Source organism: Bradyrhizobium sp. Arg816, from assembly GCF_029989365.1.
GTDB lineage: Bacteria > Pseudomonadota > Alphaproteobacteria > Rhizobiales > Xanthobacteraceae > Bradyrhizobium.
In genome coordinates this window covers 1-17,931 of the sequence record NZ_JAPRAQ010000044.1, presented here as the reverse complement: position 1 = coordinate 17,931, position 17,931 = coordinate 1, and the positions used below count along the sequence as shown (strand labels likewise).

The 17,931-nt window shown below is 58.7% G+C and carries 11 protein-coding genes and 3 pseudogenes; 6 read left to right on the top strand and 8 right to left on the bottom strand.

Annotated features, from left to right (window positions below):
- Positions 1-147: 147 nt before the first annotated feature.
- The 6 genes and pseudogenes from OWC48_RS44425 to OWC48_RS47285 form a co-directional block, all read right to left on the bottom strand.
- A complete protein-coding gene (locus OWC48_RS44425) occupies positions 148-810 on the bottom strand; it encodes a TniB family NTP-binding protein (RefSeq protein ID WP_368860689.1) in 663 nt (220 codons plus the stop codon).
- 22 nt (positions 811-832) lie between these two features.
- Positions 833-973: a TniB family NTP-binding protein gene (locus OWC48_RS47290; protein WP_368860688.1), complete on the bottom strand. Its 141-nt coding sequence runs from the start codon at positions 971-973 to the stop codon at positions 833-835.
- 177 nt (positions 974-1,150) lie between these two features.
- Positions 1,151-1,675: a flavin reductase family protein gene (locus tag OWC48_RS44420; RefSeq protein WP_282525689.1), complete on the bottom strand. Its 525-nt coding sequence runs from the start codon at positions 1,673-1,675 to the stop codon at positions 1,151-1,153.
- Positions 1,676-2,050: 375 nt separating this feature from the next.
- Complete coding sequence (locus OWC48_RS44415) at positions 2,051-2,233, bottom strand: hypothetical protein (protein ID WP_282525688.1); 183 nt, start codon at positions 2,231-2,233, stop codon at positions 2,051-2,053.
- 260 nt (positions 2,234-2,493) lie between these two features.
- Positions 2,494-3,504 carry an anthranilate phosphoribosyltransferase gene (gene trpD / locus OWC48_RS44410; protein ID WP_282525687.1) on the bottom strand — a complete coding sequence of 337 codons (1,011 nt, stop codon included), beginning with the start codon at positions 3,502-3,504 and terminating at the stop codon, positions 2,494-2,496.
- 712 nt (positions 3,505-4,216) lie between these two features.
- Positions 4,217-4,947, bottom strand: a pseudogene (locus tag OWC48_RS47285) (carboxyl transferase domain-containing protein).
- Between OWC48_RS47285 and OWC48_RS44405 the strand changes: the two are divergent.
- The 4 genes from OWC48_RS44405 (at position 4,861) to OWC48_RS44395 (ending at position 10,784) form a co-directional block, all read left to right on the top strand.
- Positions 4,861-5,199, top strand: a complete 339-nt coding sequence (locus OWC48_RS44405; RefSeq protein ID WP_282525686.1) for a hypothetical protein — start codon at positions 4,861-4,863, stop codon at positions 5,197-5,199. The pseudogene OWC48_RS47285 and the gene OWC48_RS44405 sit on opposite strands and share 87 nt — an antisense overlap.
- A gap of 1,445 nt (positions 5,200-6,644) precedes the next feature.
- Positions 6,645-6,851: a hypothetical protein gene (locus OWC48_RS44400; RefSeq protein WP_282525685.1), complete on the top strand. Its 207-nt coding sequence runs from the start codon at positions 6,645-6,647 to the stop codon at positions 6,849-6,851.
- Positions 6,852-9,952: 3,101 nt separating this feature from the next.
- Entirely contained in the window at positions 9,953-10,396 is a 444-nt protein-coding gene (locus OWC48_RS47280) for a YopT-type cysteine protease domain-containing protein (protein ID WP_368860687.1), read from the top strand.
- Positions 10,377-10,784, top strand: coding sequence for a YopT-type cysteine protease domain-containing protein (locus tag OWC48_RS44395; protein ID WP_282525684.1), 408 nt, complete (start codon positions 10,377-10,379; stop codon positions 10,782-10,784). The genes OWC48_RS47280 and OWC48_RS44395 overlap by 20 nt, the downstream gene beginning before the upstream one ends.
- Before the next feature lie 1,741 nt (positions 10,785-12,525).
- Here the strand turns inward: OWC48_RS44395 and OWC48_RS44390 are convergent.
- Positions 12,526-13,211: pseudogene (locus OWC48_RS44390) on the bottom strand (transposase).
- A 152-nt stretch (positions 13,212-13,363) separates the two neighbouring features.
- Positions 13,364-13,495, bottom strand: a pseudogene (locus OWC48_RS47275) (hypothetical protein); the annotation flags it as partial.
- Positions 13,496-14,436: 941 nt separating this feature from the next.
- Here OWC48_RS47275 and OWC48_RS44385 point away from each other — a divergent pair.
- Positions 14,437-17,199 (top strand): Ulp1 family isopeptidase, encoded by a 2,763-nt coding sequence (locus OWC48_RS44385; RefSeq protein WP_282525683.1) that lies wholly within the window; start codon positions 14,437-14,439, stop codon positions 17,197-17,199.
- A gap of 217 nt (positions 17,200-17,416) precedes the next feature.
- Positions 17,417-17,931: transposase DNA-binding-containing protein (locus tag OWC48_RS44380; RefSeq protein WP_282525682.1), on the top strand; the 515-nt coding region annotated here is incomplete at its 3' end.

Sequence of the window (17,931 nt, the reverse complement as noted above, 5' to 3'; positions counted from 1 at the left end):
CGCCCCTATTTCCTAACCCGCCCCTTCGGCCGCCGACGAGAAGCCGACCGGCGAACCCGCGGACACCAAGTGCATCTTCAAGCTTGTCAAGAAAGCCGGGTGGCGGCAAGACGCACCTTGGGGGGCGCTCTTTGGCGCGAAGCAAGCCTAGAGGATACCGTCGATGTTGAGGGACTGGAGGTCGTGCAACGTTTGCTGAAGCCGGTTCGGCCAGTCTGCAAGCATACACGTCATCATCACCAACGAGCCGTAGTTCGCCGGCCATTCAATGAACAAGCGTTGATCGGGCTTCATTCCAAGGTCGCGAACGATGCGGCTGAACACGGTCTCGCGCGCATGATCGGCGGTGTCCACCCATATGGCGTACATGCCAAGATCGGCGATCGCGGGGAACGTGGACCAGTCGATCCAACCGAGCGGCGGCATTTCGGCCCCGGTTCGTTTTAGCTTCAACAGCCGGCCCTGCAATCCAGCGGCGGCGCGAAGGGCTGGCCGAGCAATGGCCTTGCTCAATCTGAAGTCGCAGTGGTCGCAATGACCGACTACGCGGGGCTTCTGGCTCCCCAACCAATGAGCCCACAGATCACGAGAGCAAGAAGGGCAATTGCTCACCAAAACGCATTGCCGGGTCCGCGATCCCGAGAGAACGTTGTGTAACTCATCGATTACGAGCATCCGCACATCCGCCTTCCGCATCAGGCGCACCGCCAATCTCTGCTGCGCAGCAATGGTGCCCCCTGGCCATTCGCCCATGCCGAGTTCTTCGAGGATTGCACCAAAAAAACGCCGCTCATCGGGACTGGCCGGCATCTGCATCTTGAGTACAGGTCTGCTAACGAGCCCATCTTCGGCGTCGATCGCTGCGACAGGAGTATGGCTGACGCCGGAACTTCTCGACGATCATCGTCTTGCCGTTGTTCGTCGGCCCAACCAGCAACCGTCTCGACGCGGTAGCGCAGACCGGCGCCAGCATCGCACGACAGGCGAAGCGCCGAAATCGCCGGAGCTGATGAGACCTTTCAATACGAGCTCTAATCTGTGAAACCAGTCGCAGCCCGGGTATTTGTTCGATGACTGTCGCTAGAAGCGACCTGGGATTGAGGCCATCGAGCGTTCTGCTCTCCCGCCGGCATCTCCGCAAAAACCGCACTCAGTCAAGGAGTAAGGTACGAAGCGCGCCCCGGAAGTTGATCAATGGATTTCCATCGTTTTGTCGGGCCGCGATAATTCGTCCGATAAAGACGGTGTGTGTGCCAAGCACCTTGTGGTCATACAAAACGCATTCGAGCGCGCAAAATGCATTGGGCAATAGCGGTACATCGAGGACGCCCTGATCCCAGGGCGCGGTATCGAAGCGTTGAACGCCTTTCGCCCCCTCCCCACCGCCAAAACGCAGGGCAAGGTCCTCCTGGTCACTGCGGAGGACACTGACTCCAAAGCTGCCGTTGGCAAGGATCTCATCATGTGCGTCGGAGCGGGCATTGATGCCAACGACCAGGCACGGCGGCTCCATGCAGATGGACGTCACAGAACTCATCGTCAGTCCACGTCGTCCGGCTGCCGCCCCGGTCGTCACGATGGCGACACCGCTCGCCAGGCTTTGCATGGCATGGCGGAACTCTGCCGGTTGGATAGACGGCATATCCCGAATCGCAGGAGAGAACTGGTGGCTCATGATCAGCCTTCTGCAGTTGAACCCCACCCCAGAGACGACTTTGATCCCTATTGGGCCTGTAATGGGGTACCCGGTATCGAAATTGCGTGACGAGTAGGCTCGGATTGAGACCGGGTATGACTTCGATGTCCTCTGGATCAGCTACCGTTATGACCTGACGGACGTGCAATATCTCGGCGCGTTACGCCGGATGGCGATCGCAGCGGCAGCAGACCGCGCTGAGCAGCGCGGCGACGCGCCAGTGCACATGGAGCGGTGGTCGCGATCCCACCAGCTGGGTTGGAACCTCGCTGGGGCCCGTGCGGACGGGATGCCGATTGCGGTACCGGCGCGCGCCTGCCAGAATTTCTTCGCATGTAGACGGCATCGACGCACCTAATGTACTTTTAGGAGAATACGTTTTTTTGCCTCGAGAAGATGCTCATCGAGCGTCGCGTGCAGCGCACCCCGCAGCTCCGCCGGGATTGAGCTATCTGTGTCGATCAATTCCCGAAACTTCCGAATGATGTGTTCTATCACTGCAATAGATCCGAGTGTTTCAATCCTCTGCCAGGACATTATCGATTGTCTCCTTTGGCGCGCAGCGCGCTTCATCGCGGATCCTCACCTCGGCAACTCGATCTGCAACAGGTTCTCGTCGACGAGAAAGTTGGCTCTTGCGCCCCGTGCTCAGCGCGAATTGTTTTCGTCAGGGCGAGCGCAGGCAGGGCAGGCTCCTTGAAATCGCGCAGAAGTGACGTGCATTCGTGGCTGCAAGATTTTCGCGCTCGTGAGTAGCAGACTTGGTCGCAATACTGGAACATCGGCCAGCTCGACTGTCAGGCGTTTGAAACCGCGATCAGGCGCTTCAGTCGAGCGGCCGCGGCGCCGCGATCAAGTGATTCTTGTCCAAGTGCTACGCCCTCCTGCAGTGTCGAGGCCCGGCCGGCCACGACCAACGCCGCCGCCGCGTTCAAAAGCGCGGCGTCGCGAAATGGACCCGGTACGCCATCAAGCACATTTTTCAGCGCAACGGCATTAGCCTCCGCATCGCTGCTCTCCAGCGCGTCGTTGCGGCGGCGGAGCCCGGTTTGTTCCGGCGTCACTTCGAAGGTGCGGATTATACCCGCCTCAAGCGCAGCAACAAACGTTGGGCCGGTGAGGGTTATTTCGTCGAGCCCGTCCGAGCCATGAACAACCCATACCGACTCGGCACCAAGGTTCTTCAAGACGTACGCCAGAGGCTGCACCCATTCGGGAGATAATACCCCAACGATCTGCCGCTTGACCCCGGCCGGGTTGCACAGAGCCTCGATCAGATTAAAAATCGTACGGGTTCCAACTGCGGTCCGGATCTGCCCGATGCGCTGCATCGCCGGATAATGGGCTAACGCAAACATGAAGCCGATGTCGGCTTCCTGCACGCAACGTGCGATGGCCTCAGGCTTGAGATCGACCTTCACACCGAGGCGCGCCAACACGTCTGCGGCGCTTGAACCCGAAGACGCAGCGCGGTTGACATGCTTGGCGACAGGAATGCCGGCCCCGGCGACGATGAAGGAAGCGCAGGTCGACACGTTGACCGAACTCATCAGGGTGTCGCTCGTGCTAGCGAGACCGACGGGTTCGCATGCCGCCTCGACCCGCCGCATTCTATTCCGCATCGCCGAGGCGGCGCCCGTGACTTCTTCGACCGTCTCGCCCCGGACTCGCATCCCCATCAACAAGGCACCGATTTGCGAGGGAGTTGCGTAACCCGACATCATGCTGTCGAAGGCTGACGCAGTTTCCTCACGCGTCAGAGTGGCGCCCGTGGCAACTTTGCCGATGATCGATCTAAGCACTTCCATCGAACTTTACACGTTCCCTGTCCAAACCTCGAGCTCTTCCGTTCAGCGAGACATCGTTGAAGAGACCCGGAACCGATTGCCTTGATGCAGCGGCCCGCCCCACGCGGCATGGCCTCATTGACGCTTGAGGCGGCAGTCGGTTGAGTGTGGGCACACTTGGCGAGGCTACAACCTGACGCTACGTGAGGGTCAAGCTCTCCATTTCGGTGGTGCCGTTGAGAGGAGATCGTCGGCCAGTTAGAATACTGCAGTTGCCTGTCGCAAGACCGATGACACTGTCTCTCGCCCGCTTGCCGCGTCCGCAGCGGCCTCTTTACCGCGGTTTCGGCCGGATCACCGCATCCTTCAAAGCCATGTAGCCTTCCGGCGCCGCCGTGGTGAAGCGTTAAAGCGGCTTCCTCTACCTGCTTCGAGGCCATCGGTACTGGCTTGATCGAGCCCGATCTCAGCTGGCTTTACAAAATAACCCCACCTGATTGTAAATGAGGGTGGCCTTGATAGAGCGATGGACGCGTCCCGTTGATCCGCCCGCGTGAGGCGGTGAGCCGGTCATGTTCGGTCCTGGCTTACAGCAGAATACGCCGTACTGAGGCGCGTCGAGCGAAGCGCTCAATGCCATTGCGAGGGCAGTTCTAGTATCGACCGGATCAAGAAGCCGTCGTCCCAAATTTCCGAGGCCGCATAATAGGAACTTGACCTCTCGCGATATTCTTCAAGAACTGGCCCTCGAATGGCCGCCAATTCCCAGCTCCGAGAGGCGCCCTCCGCGCGAGCCAATTGTCTCGCCTTGACGTGGGCGAGAACTCGGGCGTGCCTGCTCGGCACCCATCTCGGCTATCTGAGAATTCGGCCAGCTGAACACGATTCGAGGATCAAACGCGCATCCCGACATAGCGTAAGTTGCTGCGCCGTGCGAGCTATTACAAATGATAGCAACTTCGGCACGGACGCTCCGGACACCGCCATGATCAGCTTGGCGCCGTCTTTGGTGATCCCACGCCGTTTCATATTCGCGGCCAACCATAAGGCCCCTGACGTTCTGCAGGAGGAGCAGGGGCGTCCGGTTCTTGTCGCACAGCTGAATGAAATGAGCTCCCTTAGCGCGCTGTCGCCGAACAGCATGCCATTATTGGCAAGGATCGCGATTTGATATCCATGAAGCCGCGCAAAGCCGCACACGACTGATGTCGCATAGCGCGGCTGGTATTCTTGAAATCGGCTGCCATAGACCAGACGAACGATGATCTCTCGTATGTCGAACTGCGCTCGCGCGTCACTTTGGAGTGATCTCGTAGAGTTCAGACGCACCAAAAGCGGGCGGCTCGAGGCTACTCGGTCGATCGAGGTCTTCGCTGGTTGGTGGAAGCCATCAACGACACCGCGGGCAATCGCAGTTGCGTGGATATGGGAGCTTGCGAAGTAATCGCTGGTGCTGCCCGACATGCTGGTGTGCATGAGGGCGCCGCGCCAACTGTCGAGTGCTGCGTGATGCTCGGGCACGGCGCCGGCCGCTTCGCGGACCGGTCGCGTCAGGAAAGCCGCGGATACCAGGAACTCGCCGACGGCGGTCTCGCAAATCCGGGTCCGCAATTGCGGCTAGCTCACTCTTATTGGCAATCAGAACCGCGTCGAAGGGAAATTTGTGCATTCGCCTATCTGGACAAGCGCGATTACCAGAGCGTTGGTCAATTGTAGGCGAGCCATGCTCGTCACCTAACCTCGGGTGAGCGTCCTGCAGGTCACGCTGGGACCACTTCTGCGGATACGGCAAACGAACAGGTCGCCACATCGTCACTTCGAGTCGCTGCTTTTCTTGCCAGTGTCTCGCACGGAGATCACGTAGCGACATTGCTGACTGAGGCTCGCTTGCTTGGATCTGAGGCAGGCAGTGATAGCGGCGCGATCTGGTATGTGGCTGCTACAAAGGCGGAATACGTCCTCCATGCAAGCCTCTTTCTCTTCTGCGGTCGGCGCTTGATCGCGCGCGTTGACCGGCCCGGGGATTACAGCTGTCATTGCGACGACAAGAGCGCTGGCGCAGTGGTAGATTGTGAGGCGCGAAGTCAACTGAGTTCGTTGATTTTGAGTCATGATATCCCTTCAAGTCCGTGTGGCTGCGTTATTATTGTTCCTGCGCGAAGCGCAACATGACCTGTCAACCGGGAAACAGGCCGGAACTGCTTAAGTACGGTGCCGACATACTCGTTCTTCCGCTTTTGCGGTCCGTTTGCTGGTCATCTGTCCGGCACGGCAGAAATGACACCTGCCGTAGCGGCGGAGCACCACGAAGAGTGGAAGCACTGGCGGCTGAGCTGGCCCAGCAAGTGATCATTCCGGAGCTTCAGTGATTCGGTGCATGCCTGGATGTCGCGACGCATTGCTTGGGCCTGACTTGTGCTTAGGTACTCTGGCTCAGCCTACCGCCAACCGACTAATGACGCCGTAGCCGGCGCGACGCCGGGTTGAAGGGCCGGCCCAGCTATCGCGAGGCAGAGAGAGCAGGCAAAAGCGCAGGTCCGCTCAAGCCACTGTTGATGATGCATTCGATCGTTCAGAGCGAACCATGATGGCGCACGCCGAGACTATGTTTGGTGTAATCGCGCCTGTGTTCCGCGTTATGAAGGCGTTGGGTGGGGTATCTGGGATGGAGCCTCCGTCTTGCGTCCGTTCCGGTGAGACCACGGTGATGGTAGCGCCTGCCGTGCAGAGCTCGAAACGCGCGATTTCGTCCAGCCGCGACAGGAACAGCTCCGACGAAGCGCGGACAAAGATGCACCCGGAGGATCTTATCGTCCTGATCGAGTCGCGCCAGGTGAGTTTAGATGTTTGAAACATTCGAAATTCTCATGACGTGTCCGGGAACGGTCTGGATTGTCGGACGTGGTTCCCGCTTGTCGAGGATCGTACAATCTAACGCTACGTGCGATTCAAGCCCCTTCGTGCGTCCGACCGTCTGAGAATGTCGGGGCTGTGCATTCTTCCTACGAGCCTCGGCTGCAACGCGCGCTGTGGTGTTTCAGAATAACGGCTGTGCATGCGACTGTCCGCTTCGGCAACCGAGGCCCCGAGCGTCGCTGTTACGTGATTATACGGAGCGCCGGTGTCGCATTTCTTTGATCTGCGAATTGCATGCTCTCGGCATGAATCTGAAAAGCAAACTCTACCAACCCGACCACTGGCGAGGCCGTGCGGAAGCAACGCGAAAGAAAGCGGAAGCGCTCGCTGACGGAAAAGCCAAAGACAGGCTGCTCAAAATTGCCGTGGAATACGACAAGCTGGCCCGGCGCGCCCACGTGTGGCAGATGCACAAAGACGAGGACGATAGGTGGCACGAGGAAGAGCTGTAAAGCGTCGCTGCGGATCATCAAAAGGCCCAGCCTGTTGATCGCTACCCGACCCAATGGCCACGCAAATGTCGCTCAGCAAGCAAGTCAGTGCCTGGAAGCGACGTTGAGGGGCACCGTAGGGCGGGGCATCCTGACGTCCTGTGCCGCGCTCCAGGTCGCGACATATACGTGGAGGCGGAGCAGTCCGCCCTGCCCAACGCGCCTTCAGGCCTACTTGTTTAGTCAGCTTCTCGAAAGGTAATTTTCATATCACGAAAATGCGCAACCCTAGACCTCAATTTGCAGTCAATGCGTCGCAGTTAACGCGGAGGCCCGGATGCCATCCGCGCGGGGACGTTGAGCTGTTGCAGGTCAGTGTCTGGAACTTGGTCGCGGCTGCAATGGCATAACAGTTTCGCCAATTCGAGATATCTCATGGCTCAATATTTCCTTTGCGTTCGTCCAAGGGGTGGATTTCCAGGTAGTCGCGCGAAGTGTGCGCTGGAACCAAGTCTGTGAAAGGTGTCTCCACGTACCGATTGAACGTGCGCATTGCGGTGCGGCCGCGGCGTGCGAGAGGTGTCGGAAAGCTCCTCGCGCCTCTGCCATCCGCGAGATTGTTTCAGAAAAACGCTGCGATGATCCAGTAGAGTCCGGCCCAAAGCAGCGCATTTATGAGGAGTGCGGCCAGCGGCCAAAGGTTCCACCTCCTTTGCGCCTGCCGGGAGCGACAATCGGCGCCGTAATGCTTGATCGGTGGGTGCTTTGGTGCGCGCCAATGCGTCATCTCATCAGACGTCGCGCTGGTCCACCGAAAAGTGCTGGGCTTTGCATGCCTCGTACCACTCATAAGCTCGCAGTCCTCTTTCATAAGGAGAGTATTAGAAGCGTTGTCCGTTGCGCGGCGAGCATCCGGCCGATGGTATCTCGTGTATCGTCGGTGCAGTTAAGGTCGCTTTCCGTCACCGCAGCAATCTACATGCCACGACGCAGAAGTGTCGGCACCGCCTTGATGCAAACAAAAGCCCGTCTGTCGGGCTTTTGGGGACGCAGAGTCGCTGCCAGAGGTCAGATTCGCGACGTCCATGTCTGAAAGACAACACCCGCATTGGCAGCAAAAGGCTCAGTGCTACGCGAGCGCCATACCATGAACAATGAGCTAGGACTTGCATCGTAGTGACGCGGGAAGATCTGCCGACGGTCGCCCTGATTGAGATCGACTAATCATTGTTTCTGACCGTTAGCTTACGAAGAGACACCGAGATGCAGGCGACCCGCTGGATGTTATCAGCTCGAAGACAGTTCATGCCAGGCGTCCGCGGCTCCGGTGCGACTCGCCGCCGTAAAATTCAATCGTGTTCACATAGATGGCGCCTTGGCACTATTCAGACTGGACGAGAAAGCCGTGAATGATCAGGTACGATCTCACCAAGCAGTAATATCGCCGCAAAGCATCAATTGGTGACATCGTTGGCTTTGCGAGCCATCATGGAATGTGAATGTCAAGGCCCACTATACGGAGCATGCCATGATAACGACCAATTCATTGAAGAGGAGGTGCCGCCAGTTTCTTGTGCTCAAGCCGGTCGCCATGACATGAATGGGCACTAACGCTTGCTTGAAGCGCGCGAGAGCGATGGCGGACATTAGTATTGCTGATGCGCGCTTTACTCGGCGATGGTGCGACCAATACTGGCCGGCAGCGATGAGTAAGACGCTTCGCGTGAGAGGGGCTTGATGACAGAGCTGCATTATGAGCGGGAAGGTGCAATCGGCGAACTAATTCGCCATCGCCCGGATCGTACTACCGCTTATACTCAGGCAATCAGTGGCCCGCTGAGAGCGTTCGGCCCACAATGCGAGCGTTAGAAGACTGTAACAGGAGAACGAGTGATGATGGACATCTGCGGCTTTCTCAGATGGTGCACTGAAGAGCGGTATAGAAGCGCTCGGCCGAGGATCGAGCCGGTTGACGAGTTGCGAGACAACGTCATCTGCGTCGAGTTCAAGGCCATCCGAAAGGCAAAGGAGCGGGCGTGCGAGCGCAAATGATAGAGAAGCTGGAGGCCGGCCGCGTGCAACACGGCCGATTCGCTACGGTTCCGGGATCAGGCCCTTGCGGCGTGTTCTTTGTGCAGGGGCCTTGCGGGTGTGAACTAAAGATAAGTGGATTCGTCCGTCCTGGCTGGGAGCATGTCGCTGTCTCGACGCCGCGGCGCTGTCCGAACTGGGAAGAGATGTGCTTTGTCAAAGACCTGTTCTGGGATGAAGAGGAGTGCGTCATGCAACTGCATCCGCCACATTCGCAGTATGTGAATAACAGCCGATATTGCCTTCACCTGTGGAGACCCACTCATCGGGACATCCCGATGCCGCCGCCGAGCTTTGTAGGCATCGTTGGATTAGGGCCCTCAGACGCAGCAATGTTGTTCGCGCGGATGAGCGCGACAGCATGATGAACTGAAGTGATATCCGAGCGGAAGGAGAGCCGAGCGGCTGCAGAAGCACCGATTCGGCGCCGCCGAATTGAGGCGTCATAAGCGGATATATGTCAGGATCGATCGCCCGTTACCGTGCGCGGGGAGGCTGAGCCTGAATTAGCTGCTATCAACTAGGAGCAGCGAACAGTGCACTGATCCGGGTAAAGCTGGCGGAGCCATGCTGAACGCGGTTCGGCAGCAACAACAAACTCTCGCCGGGCCCACGGCCGGCTACAAGGCAATCACTGGGCGATCACGACGCGAATTGCGCACTCTTTGGAGCGAGAAGTGTGCGCCGACCGCCGGCATAACGCGATGATGGTGAGATCGAGGCCAACGAGACGGTCGAATTCAATTTGACAAAGACGCTGTCGCCCCACCACCCTGACTGCATCCGAAATTGCACAAGGTCGGCCTGCCGTCGCTGTGCGACGGTCATGAGCTCGTCGGCACTACCCCGCACCTGGAGCGGGGCTCGCAGAGACGGTCGAGACACTAATTAGGCGCGGGGGGCGGTAGCTTCGCCAACTTATCTGGTTGTCAGCTCGTCATCAGCTTGCCGCGAATAACATTCGCAAGCAGAGCGTAAGCAGCCCGCGCTCGCTCTGAGGAAACGTACGCTGAAGAAGCAGGCGAACCGGCATGTATAATCCAGTTAGTGGCCGATCCACACGCCCTAATCAAGCTGACGAACCGAGTCGGTCGGTGGACAGTTACGAATTTGCTCAAACATTGACGGATCTCGCTCGACGGGAGAGCCCGCCATCTGGGGAATTGTCCGACAAAATGGGGCTCTGCTGCAGCAAGCCACATACCTCAGATGCAATCATTTACAGTCCAAGCACCTCGGACCCCAGCACATACCCTCTGTCCTCCAGCTCAAATCCATCCTCTCCAGCGATGCCTATCCGTCCTCTGTTCGAACACAGGACTGCTGAATTGCCCGAGGCCAATGTCAACGGAATCTGCGTTGAATTGGCAGCGGAGTGGCTCCTCAATATCCCGAGCAGCCCTTCATCCCGGATGAGCGCAGCGCCCGGGGACTCAAAATCCCAGCTCAGCGGCAATGCGGCAACAGCGGTATGAAGACCTCAAGAGTCTGTTGCGCAGCGATAGGGCGGAAGGGTCTCACAACCTTCAGGCAAAAAGTACGATGTTACGCGAAGCCGACCTAGAGCCGTTCGCTGAACAGACGCGATATCGGTTTGGTACATCTTCGCGCATTGACCAGATCGTGAATGAGGTCACTGACGATGGGTCGATCTATTTGGTCCGCTTGCGTTTCGCCGCAGGTGGCGCCCACACAATCGCAACGTCGACATCGAATGGAATGACGACCCTCTTTGATCCTAATTATGGGGAATTTACTGTTCGGTCAGATCAGATGGGTGAGTTGTTCAAAAGTCTCGCCGACCGCTACAGGAACCCGAACCGACATGATATCTCGACTGTCGTCACACCAAGGATGACGTGAGTGTTTCGGAGGTTGCAACCAGACCTGGCCGAGGCCCGCGCGTGGATCCTTTCGCGATCGATGCCGGACAGCCGCATCGCCTCCGACAGTGCAACCACGGCAGGGAACATGGATTGTGGTGCCCTGAACGTGCGCCCGACGTGGTAGCGGAGCTCACCGCGGCCCTTCGGACGGTGGAGTGGCACGCTCGACGGAAGCTCTCTGGAGTAGTGCAGCGAGGGGAGAATGTTCGGAGAGAGGCTGGCCGGTGAGCTCGTGCCCTCGCGCGTCGAAGCCTGAATGGGCTGCGCTTGCACTCAAGCAGGACCGTTGGCCCGTTAGAGCTTGCCTGAAAGCTGGCTAAGCTCCTCGTGGGTTTCGACGCCTTTAGCCCTTACGCTCAGGGCTAAGGGCGGGCATCACGCATCCAACACGGCCGGCGCAAGCTGTATATCGTCTGCTTCGGAATCGTCGCCGGCCACTTCTTTACGGACCTATCCAGCCAAACAGCTGCTGTCGACGACAATGCGTGCCGTCGCACCAGCGCACGACCGAGTCGACGCTCGCCACGAGCTCCGCAACAATCCGCGCCTTGTCCTCGTCGCTGCGCTTCCGCTGACGTCCGGATCTGATGAAGATCTCAAAACCGGAAGCGACAGTGATAACACTATGCATTGTGTTCGTTCCAAGCCTAACGATCAAACGTTGCACCGAGCCGCCTACAAGGTCATTTAACAATTTTCTGATTTCCGGCCCGGAGCCCCCTTTCCGCGGAGCGGCCGCAAGGTGGCTATTAGCTTGATCTGGAAGACGTCGTCCGGTGGTTACATATGGTCCCAGTCTCACACCGGAAGCAGCGCGGGCGCGACTCGGCGCTGGTCAGCTGGTGGATCAGATGCTGTCCCTGCCACGCCGCACTGGTTGAAGTTAGCAGAAACGTGACTCGGCGCCCAAAAGCCCCACGCATACACAGGGCAAACGCTGTCCCTACCACGCGCCGCTAACTTCGACGTCACTGTACACGGACTAGCTTTCCGAAAGCTGACGAACCCGACGCCATTCACAAAACGAAAGCGGCCGGTGTGGGTCGATGCCCTCCTGTCTGAAACCCACCCATTTGTCCAGCGGACGTCCGACTTAAGGGTATCGTCAAGCACAGACATAAGCCGATCCCTTCAAAGAGGTCGTGAAACTCGCATATGCCATGCCGCGAGAAGGTGTCAGCAGAATCCCATCGATATTTGCAAGGCGCGCCTCTGCGACATCATTCACGAAAGACGATCCATTATCTCTGCGACTTCGACGACAGCCGAGCCCATCCGATCAAGCTCGAAGGTGATCCGACAACAGGCCAACGAACGGCCGTTCACTGTTACTCGATGCCGCCGGTCGCGTCCTCGGGAAGATGTCGGCGGTGTGTCGGACGATGTCGAATACCTCGATGTCACAGGTGACCCGTCTCTTCTCGAGCACGAACATATGCGCCCGTGCGGCCCAGAGAGATTCGATCGCCTTCATCGGCGGACAGCGAGCCCGGTGTCTTCGCATTGTTCGTAAAATGGAAGGGCGTCAGCGCATCATGCGGGCCAAAATAACCGTAAACCGCCAGTCAAAACGGGATCCGATCTAGGCTTACTGTTCACGGACTCCTCGTTTCTCGATATTGTGGCCGGTGTCACGCAGATGATACGATGAGATCGTGTCCCATGTCATGGTGCAACTGGCGGCGGGTCACCGCGTTCAGCGGCGGGTGCCGGGGAGGTCAGCGGGCGATCGCCGGTAGGGTGACGGTGGGATCATCACTCAGCGGTGCGATGACTTCCAGCGTCATGTAACGGGCGCGCTGGACGGTCCATTTGTCATTTTGCTCGAGCAGGATTGCACCGATGAGGCGATCGATGGCGTCCTCATTGGGAAGATGCCGGCCACCTTTGTCGCCGATTGATCTCGCCGTTGAGGCCCTCGATCGGGCTGGTAGAGTGCTTTTTGTTCGGTGCTGGGGCGGGAACGTCATGTAATCGATCACATCGGTCTCAGTCTCGGTCAATGGAGCCCGCGAGCTTGGGCAGCTTGGGGCGGAGTTGGTCGGCGACGTCCGCCACTGCGTTCCTGCAGCCTCGGCATCAACCTTGCTAAAGACGGTTGCCATGAAAGCGGAGACGACGGGTAGGAAGCTTTTACCGACATTCGCCAGCGCGTTGCGCATGAGCTGGATGCGGCACCCCAGAACGTCTCGGCTTCGGAGGGGCCGATGTCCATGCCGAACACCTCGCGCCGGCCATGGCAATCGACGCCGACGGCGATGATCACCGCGATCGACACGATGCGACTATTCTGGCGCACCTCAACGTCAGTGGCGTCGATCCGCAGATGCGGCCAGTCGCCCTCAATCGGCGTATCGCTCAGCGTGAGGACCGCCTTGCGCGGTATGATGAAGGATGAAGACATAGGCGTATGACGGACCATACGCCTATTTCGAAAGTCTCCCGATTGGAAGTGGTCTCGACAGGCGCTCGGCGCCGTTGGACATTGGAAGAGGTATGGCCACGATTTGGTGTCGGTGACGGCGCGGCGCAACGGGTTGTCTACGAGCCAATGTTCACGTCTTCCAGAGCGTAGCGCTCGGCCTGTCGGTTGAGCGGCTGATGCTGAGCGAGAGTTTCGAACATGATCATGGCCAGGAGGCTCGGGCCAGCCCATCCCCGAGCGATGGCATGGAACGGCGCCGGCGGGACCATCATCTATCGCGCCCCGTGACCACGTTTTCTCAACAACACGGCAGTGGTGGCGGCGGATTCCAGCTTGAAGGCGTGCTGTCCTACTTCAACACCGACAATATCAGCCTCGGCTTGGTGGCCGCTATTCGGCCATGCGGAAGACCAAAAAGGACGCCTACTCCATGCACTGCGAAAGCGGCTGCATCAATCACTTGCTAGCATTCGGGAGTACAGCATGGAGCGTTGGGGTACGTTCTTCCAGGCCTCCTACAAGTTCGATTGACAGATTGCGCCCTGGCCAGCTCAAGGCTGCCTCTCGAGCCATCCAGGCCTACCTGGCGCCGGCGCCGTTGCTATGACGAGATTGTCACGTGCCATGGAAAGCTGCCCACTCATATTGCCTCAGATGACAATGTTACCGAAGCGCACCGTAGTCTCTCCTGAATCAGCTGCCGCGAAAGCGTGCCCTCCAGAGCGCCGTAGCGAGCGAGCGGCTTGCGGTGATTCGACGAAAGAACCTGTCGAGATTAGATCCTAAGACACGAAGCTTGGACCGCTAGCTTGATCGCTGCGCTGCTGATGAGCTGTCGAGCGGCCTTTGATCGCCAATTCTTCAGCAATCGCTGCACCCTGCGCAGCTGATGGCCGCTGAACCGACCGGTCGCATACGCTTCCAGCCGGGAGAAGATCGACCGCGGACAAGTGCGGAGCCGCCGGTATGCCGTTTTGCTACCAGAGCAATGACGAGTCGTCGGCTCCGATGCCGCCGGAAGGCTTCATCGGCGGCAAGGATGGCGGGTCCTGAAACCCATGAAGCCCCGCGACGATTGAGAGCGGGGCAGTTTCGTTTTGCAGATGTGGAGATGCATTGCTTCACGCGCGACGGCCTCGTCAGCTTCTGGAAAGCCTATCCATAATAGGATCAGCTCAATTGATTTCTTGGACGTGAGGCTAGCGTGGACCCGTACAATTTCGATCCATCCAATGTAACGGCTTGGTCCCAGGCGCAGCACGCCGTCTTGGAACAGCACCAGGGGGGCGATGCCGGGCAAGAGGGCTTTGAGCAGCACTTGGCCGAGGCGCGCCCACCCGATCGGGGTCCTGTCTCCGGTGGCGGCCGCAACCACAATCCCCATCCCCATCTCTCTGCAGAAGATCGGGGCATTATCGATAAGGCGATTGCCAAATATGCGGCTCAGAAAAAGCCAAACCAGAAGACGGTTAAGCGCTATACTCAGGCGCTTCGCCGACTTGGAAATCATCTTGGCGCTCATCGCCAAACGATTGTTCTGGGGGACCACGAGTCCCTGGTCCGTCACGTCAAGACTTACTTCCCGAAGGACGAAGACATGAAGAAAGGGTTGAGTGTCCTTCGTGCGTATCGTGATCCGAGCTATGTCGCTTCTGCTTCTGGCGGGCGGCCGCGCACGATCCCCTCAGCGGACGACGCGCCCCTCTCAGAGCGGCTTAATGCCAGTGGCATGACGGCAGGCAGCGCTGCTCGTCATGATCGTAGTCTTCGCAGATTTTCTAACGCGCTTAATCTTGCGGGCTACTCGATATCCGGGCTGGACCACGCTGCCCGGATTGAATTCGCTCAGAAGTTGTTCCCGAAGGACGAGCTTCTATTGTTCGCGTTAAACAAGGTTGGCGATGCCGAGCACGTTTCCGGAGCCGGTGCGTCTCGGGAGCCCAGCGGCCATGCTGTTCCGTCGCCCACATTGCATCTTTATCCCGATGACGCCCGCATCATTGATGGCCTGGAAGAGGCAGAGCTGAGCATGCTCAAACCCGAGGAGACTAGCCGGAGGAAAGTTGTTCAAGATCTGGCCGGCAACCAACGAAGATTCGGTGCTTGGCTCCAAAGGAAGGGGCGAGGGAGCATAGTGAGCCGACTCACCGGCACCAGTGAGCAGCAAAAGTCGTTGAACGACGATCACACGGACTTTAAAAAAGCCAGTCAAAACGCTGACATGGGCTTCGATCGTCTTCGGAGCTACCTATGGCTCGTCGAGGCGAACGCTGCGCTGGGCGTCTCCCCTGACCAGGCGGGTGGAGAGCCGCGGCGTGGCGAGTCGAACTCAACGTGGTCGCCGCACCTGCCGTACGATTTTCAGTGGCCGACGCCGGAAGCGGTGCCAGATGGGTCGTCGGCGATCTACCGAGGTCTCGACTCTTTCGTTGACCTGCCGTACACCTCGCAGGAAGTGAGAGACGATGCTCAGTCAGCGCCGGTAGGTAGGGCTGCCGCCAGACCGCCGCTCTTCACCGGACCATCGGACGCGCCAGCTCAGTCGCCAGACATCTTCCGCGGTCTTCAGTCTTTCATTGATCTGCCGTACACGCCGCAGCAGATGCTAGACGATGCTCAATCGGCGCCGGTGAGTGGGGCTGCCGCCAAACCGCCAGTCTTCACCGGACCGTCGGACGCGCCAGCTCAGTCGTCAGACATCTACCGCGGTCTCAACTCTTTCGTTGATCTGCCGTACACACCGCAGCAGATGCGAGACGATGCTCAGTCAGCGCCGGTGGGTGGGGCTACCGCCAGACCGGCGGTCTTCACCGAACCATCAGAGGTGCCAGCTCAGTCGTCAGACATCTACCGCGGTCTCTACTCTTTCATTGATCTGCCGTACACACCGCAGCAGATGCGAGACGATGCTCAATCAGCGCCGGTGGCTGGGGCTGCCGGCAGACCGCCCCTCTTCACCGAGCCATCAGACGCGACAGCTCGGTCGTCAGACATCTACCGCGGTCTTCAGTCTTTCGTTGATCTGCCGTCCACACCGCAGCAGATGCGAGACGATGCTCAGACAGCGCCGCTGCTCAGCCCTCCCGGTAAACCCGCGTTCTTCGGCGGGCGGTCGGGCGTAGTTCAGGAGCTTGAGGACATCCGATACCGAGTCGACGAGGATTGGCAGGATGGCTCCCAGCCGGTGCCGGATTTCTTACTCGATGTCCTGGATAACATCGGGGTCCAGCCGACCCAGTTCAGCGGCCCAACCCAGGTCTCCATCAACGGTGAGACCTACTCGATCACATTGGGGCCGCGAGAACGCCGCGGTGCGCAATTCCATCATCCTCGCCCGTCTCCTGTCCCGGGTGGTGTCGGCCCCTCAGCTACCGTTGCCTCTTCCGGCCACCGCAGCGGACCCGTGCTGGACCCCACGCAGTGGCTGGGTGACGAGCATATCCAGCGGGACTATGAGCTCTTGGCGCAGGAGTTGCAGCAGAACAATCCGGATCTCGCCGCCCGGACGCGGTTCGTGGATCCCCTGATAGCCCAAATGTTGCGATCCCCCTCCAAGGAGGTCGCCGAACGAGCATTAGGCTGGGTTCGCCATGATACAGCCGGCTTCCTGTTCCTGCCGGTAAGCGATGCCAGCGATACGGATAGACATCGGCGCGGCAGTCACTGGTCGCTGCTGCTGGTTGATCGCCGCGATCGGGGCCGGCCGGTCGCCTATCACTATGACTCCACTCAGGGATACAATGACAGGCCCGCAGCGGAACTCGCAGGACGGCTCGACGCTAACCTGCAACAGGCGCCGATAAGACAGCAGCAGAACGGTTATGACTGCGGCGTCTTTGTCGTGGACGGTACCCGGGAACTGGTTAGGCGATTGGCAGCACGACCGCCGGACCTGAACCTCAACAATCTTGTCATCAGTCGGCAGGCACTGCGGGACCGTTTAGGCGCTAATGTCGGCTTCAACTGAACAGGGCGCGACCGAGTGAAATGCGCTTCTCGCCGATCGAAGATCCGCAAACGGTGTGTTCGCAGAGCATCATAGTGTCTCACGTGAGGAGCTGAGTACGCATACGACGAAACTTACGATTACCCACATTTTTTGAGGTGCACTGAGCCGAAAAACTTGAGTCGCCAGAATCACTTGTGATTCTTTGATGGGCACCTGATTCGAGAAGAGGTGCTCTATGGGACTGGCTTCACGCGCCCGGGATGAGAACGCCCATCGTTTGGCGTCTGACGCGGTGACTTGGTTTGATCGTGAAGCTGCGCTGTGCGAATTCCAGGACGCTCGACTTGGCGAGAGATTTCGCATGCTGCTGAAGCAGATTGGTGGAGACATCGGACAGAGCATTCCGATGGTTTGCCAAGACCGGGCGAATACCAAGGCGGCCTATCGTTTCTTCTCCAATGAACGAGTAAGCGAGGCCGACATCCTGTCTGGTCATTTTAAATCGACGCGGGAACGTATCGCGGCTGCGAAAGGGCCTGTTCTTGTTCTGCATGATACGACCGAATTCACCTATCAAAGGGAGCGCCCGGATCTGATCGGGATGATTAAGCGCATCCCCAAAAGCAACTCTCGAAGATTGGACGGAAAACCCCAAACGTACACGACATGCGGAATATTGATGCATTCGAGCCTTGCGGTGACCCTTGAGGGGCTTCCACTGGGGCTCAGCGCCGTGAAGTTCTGGACCAG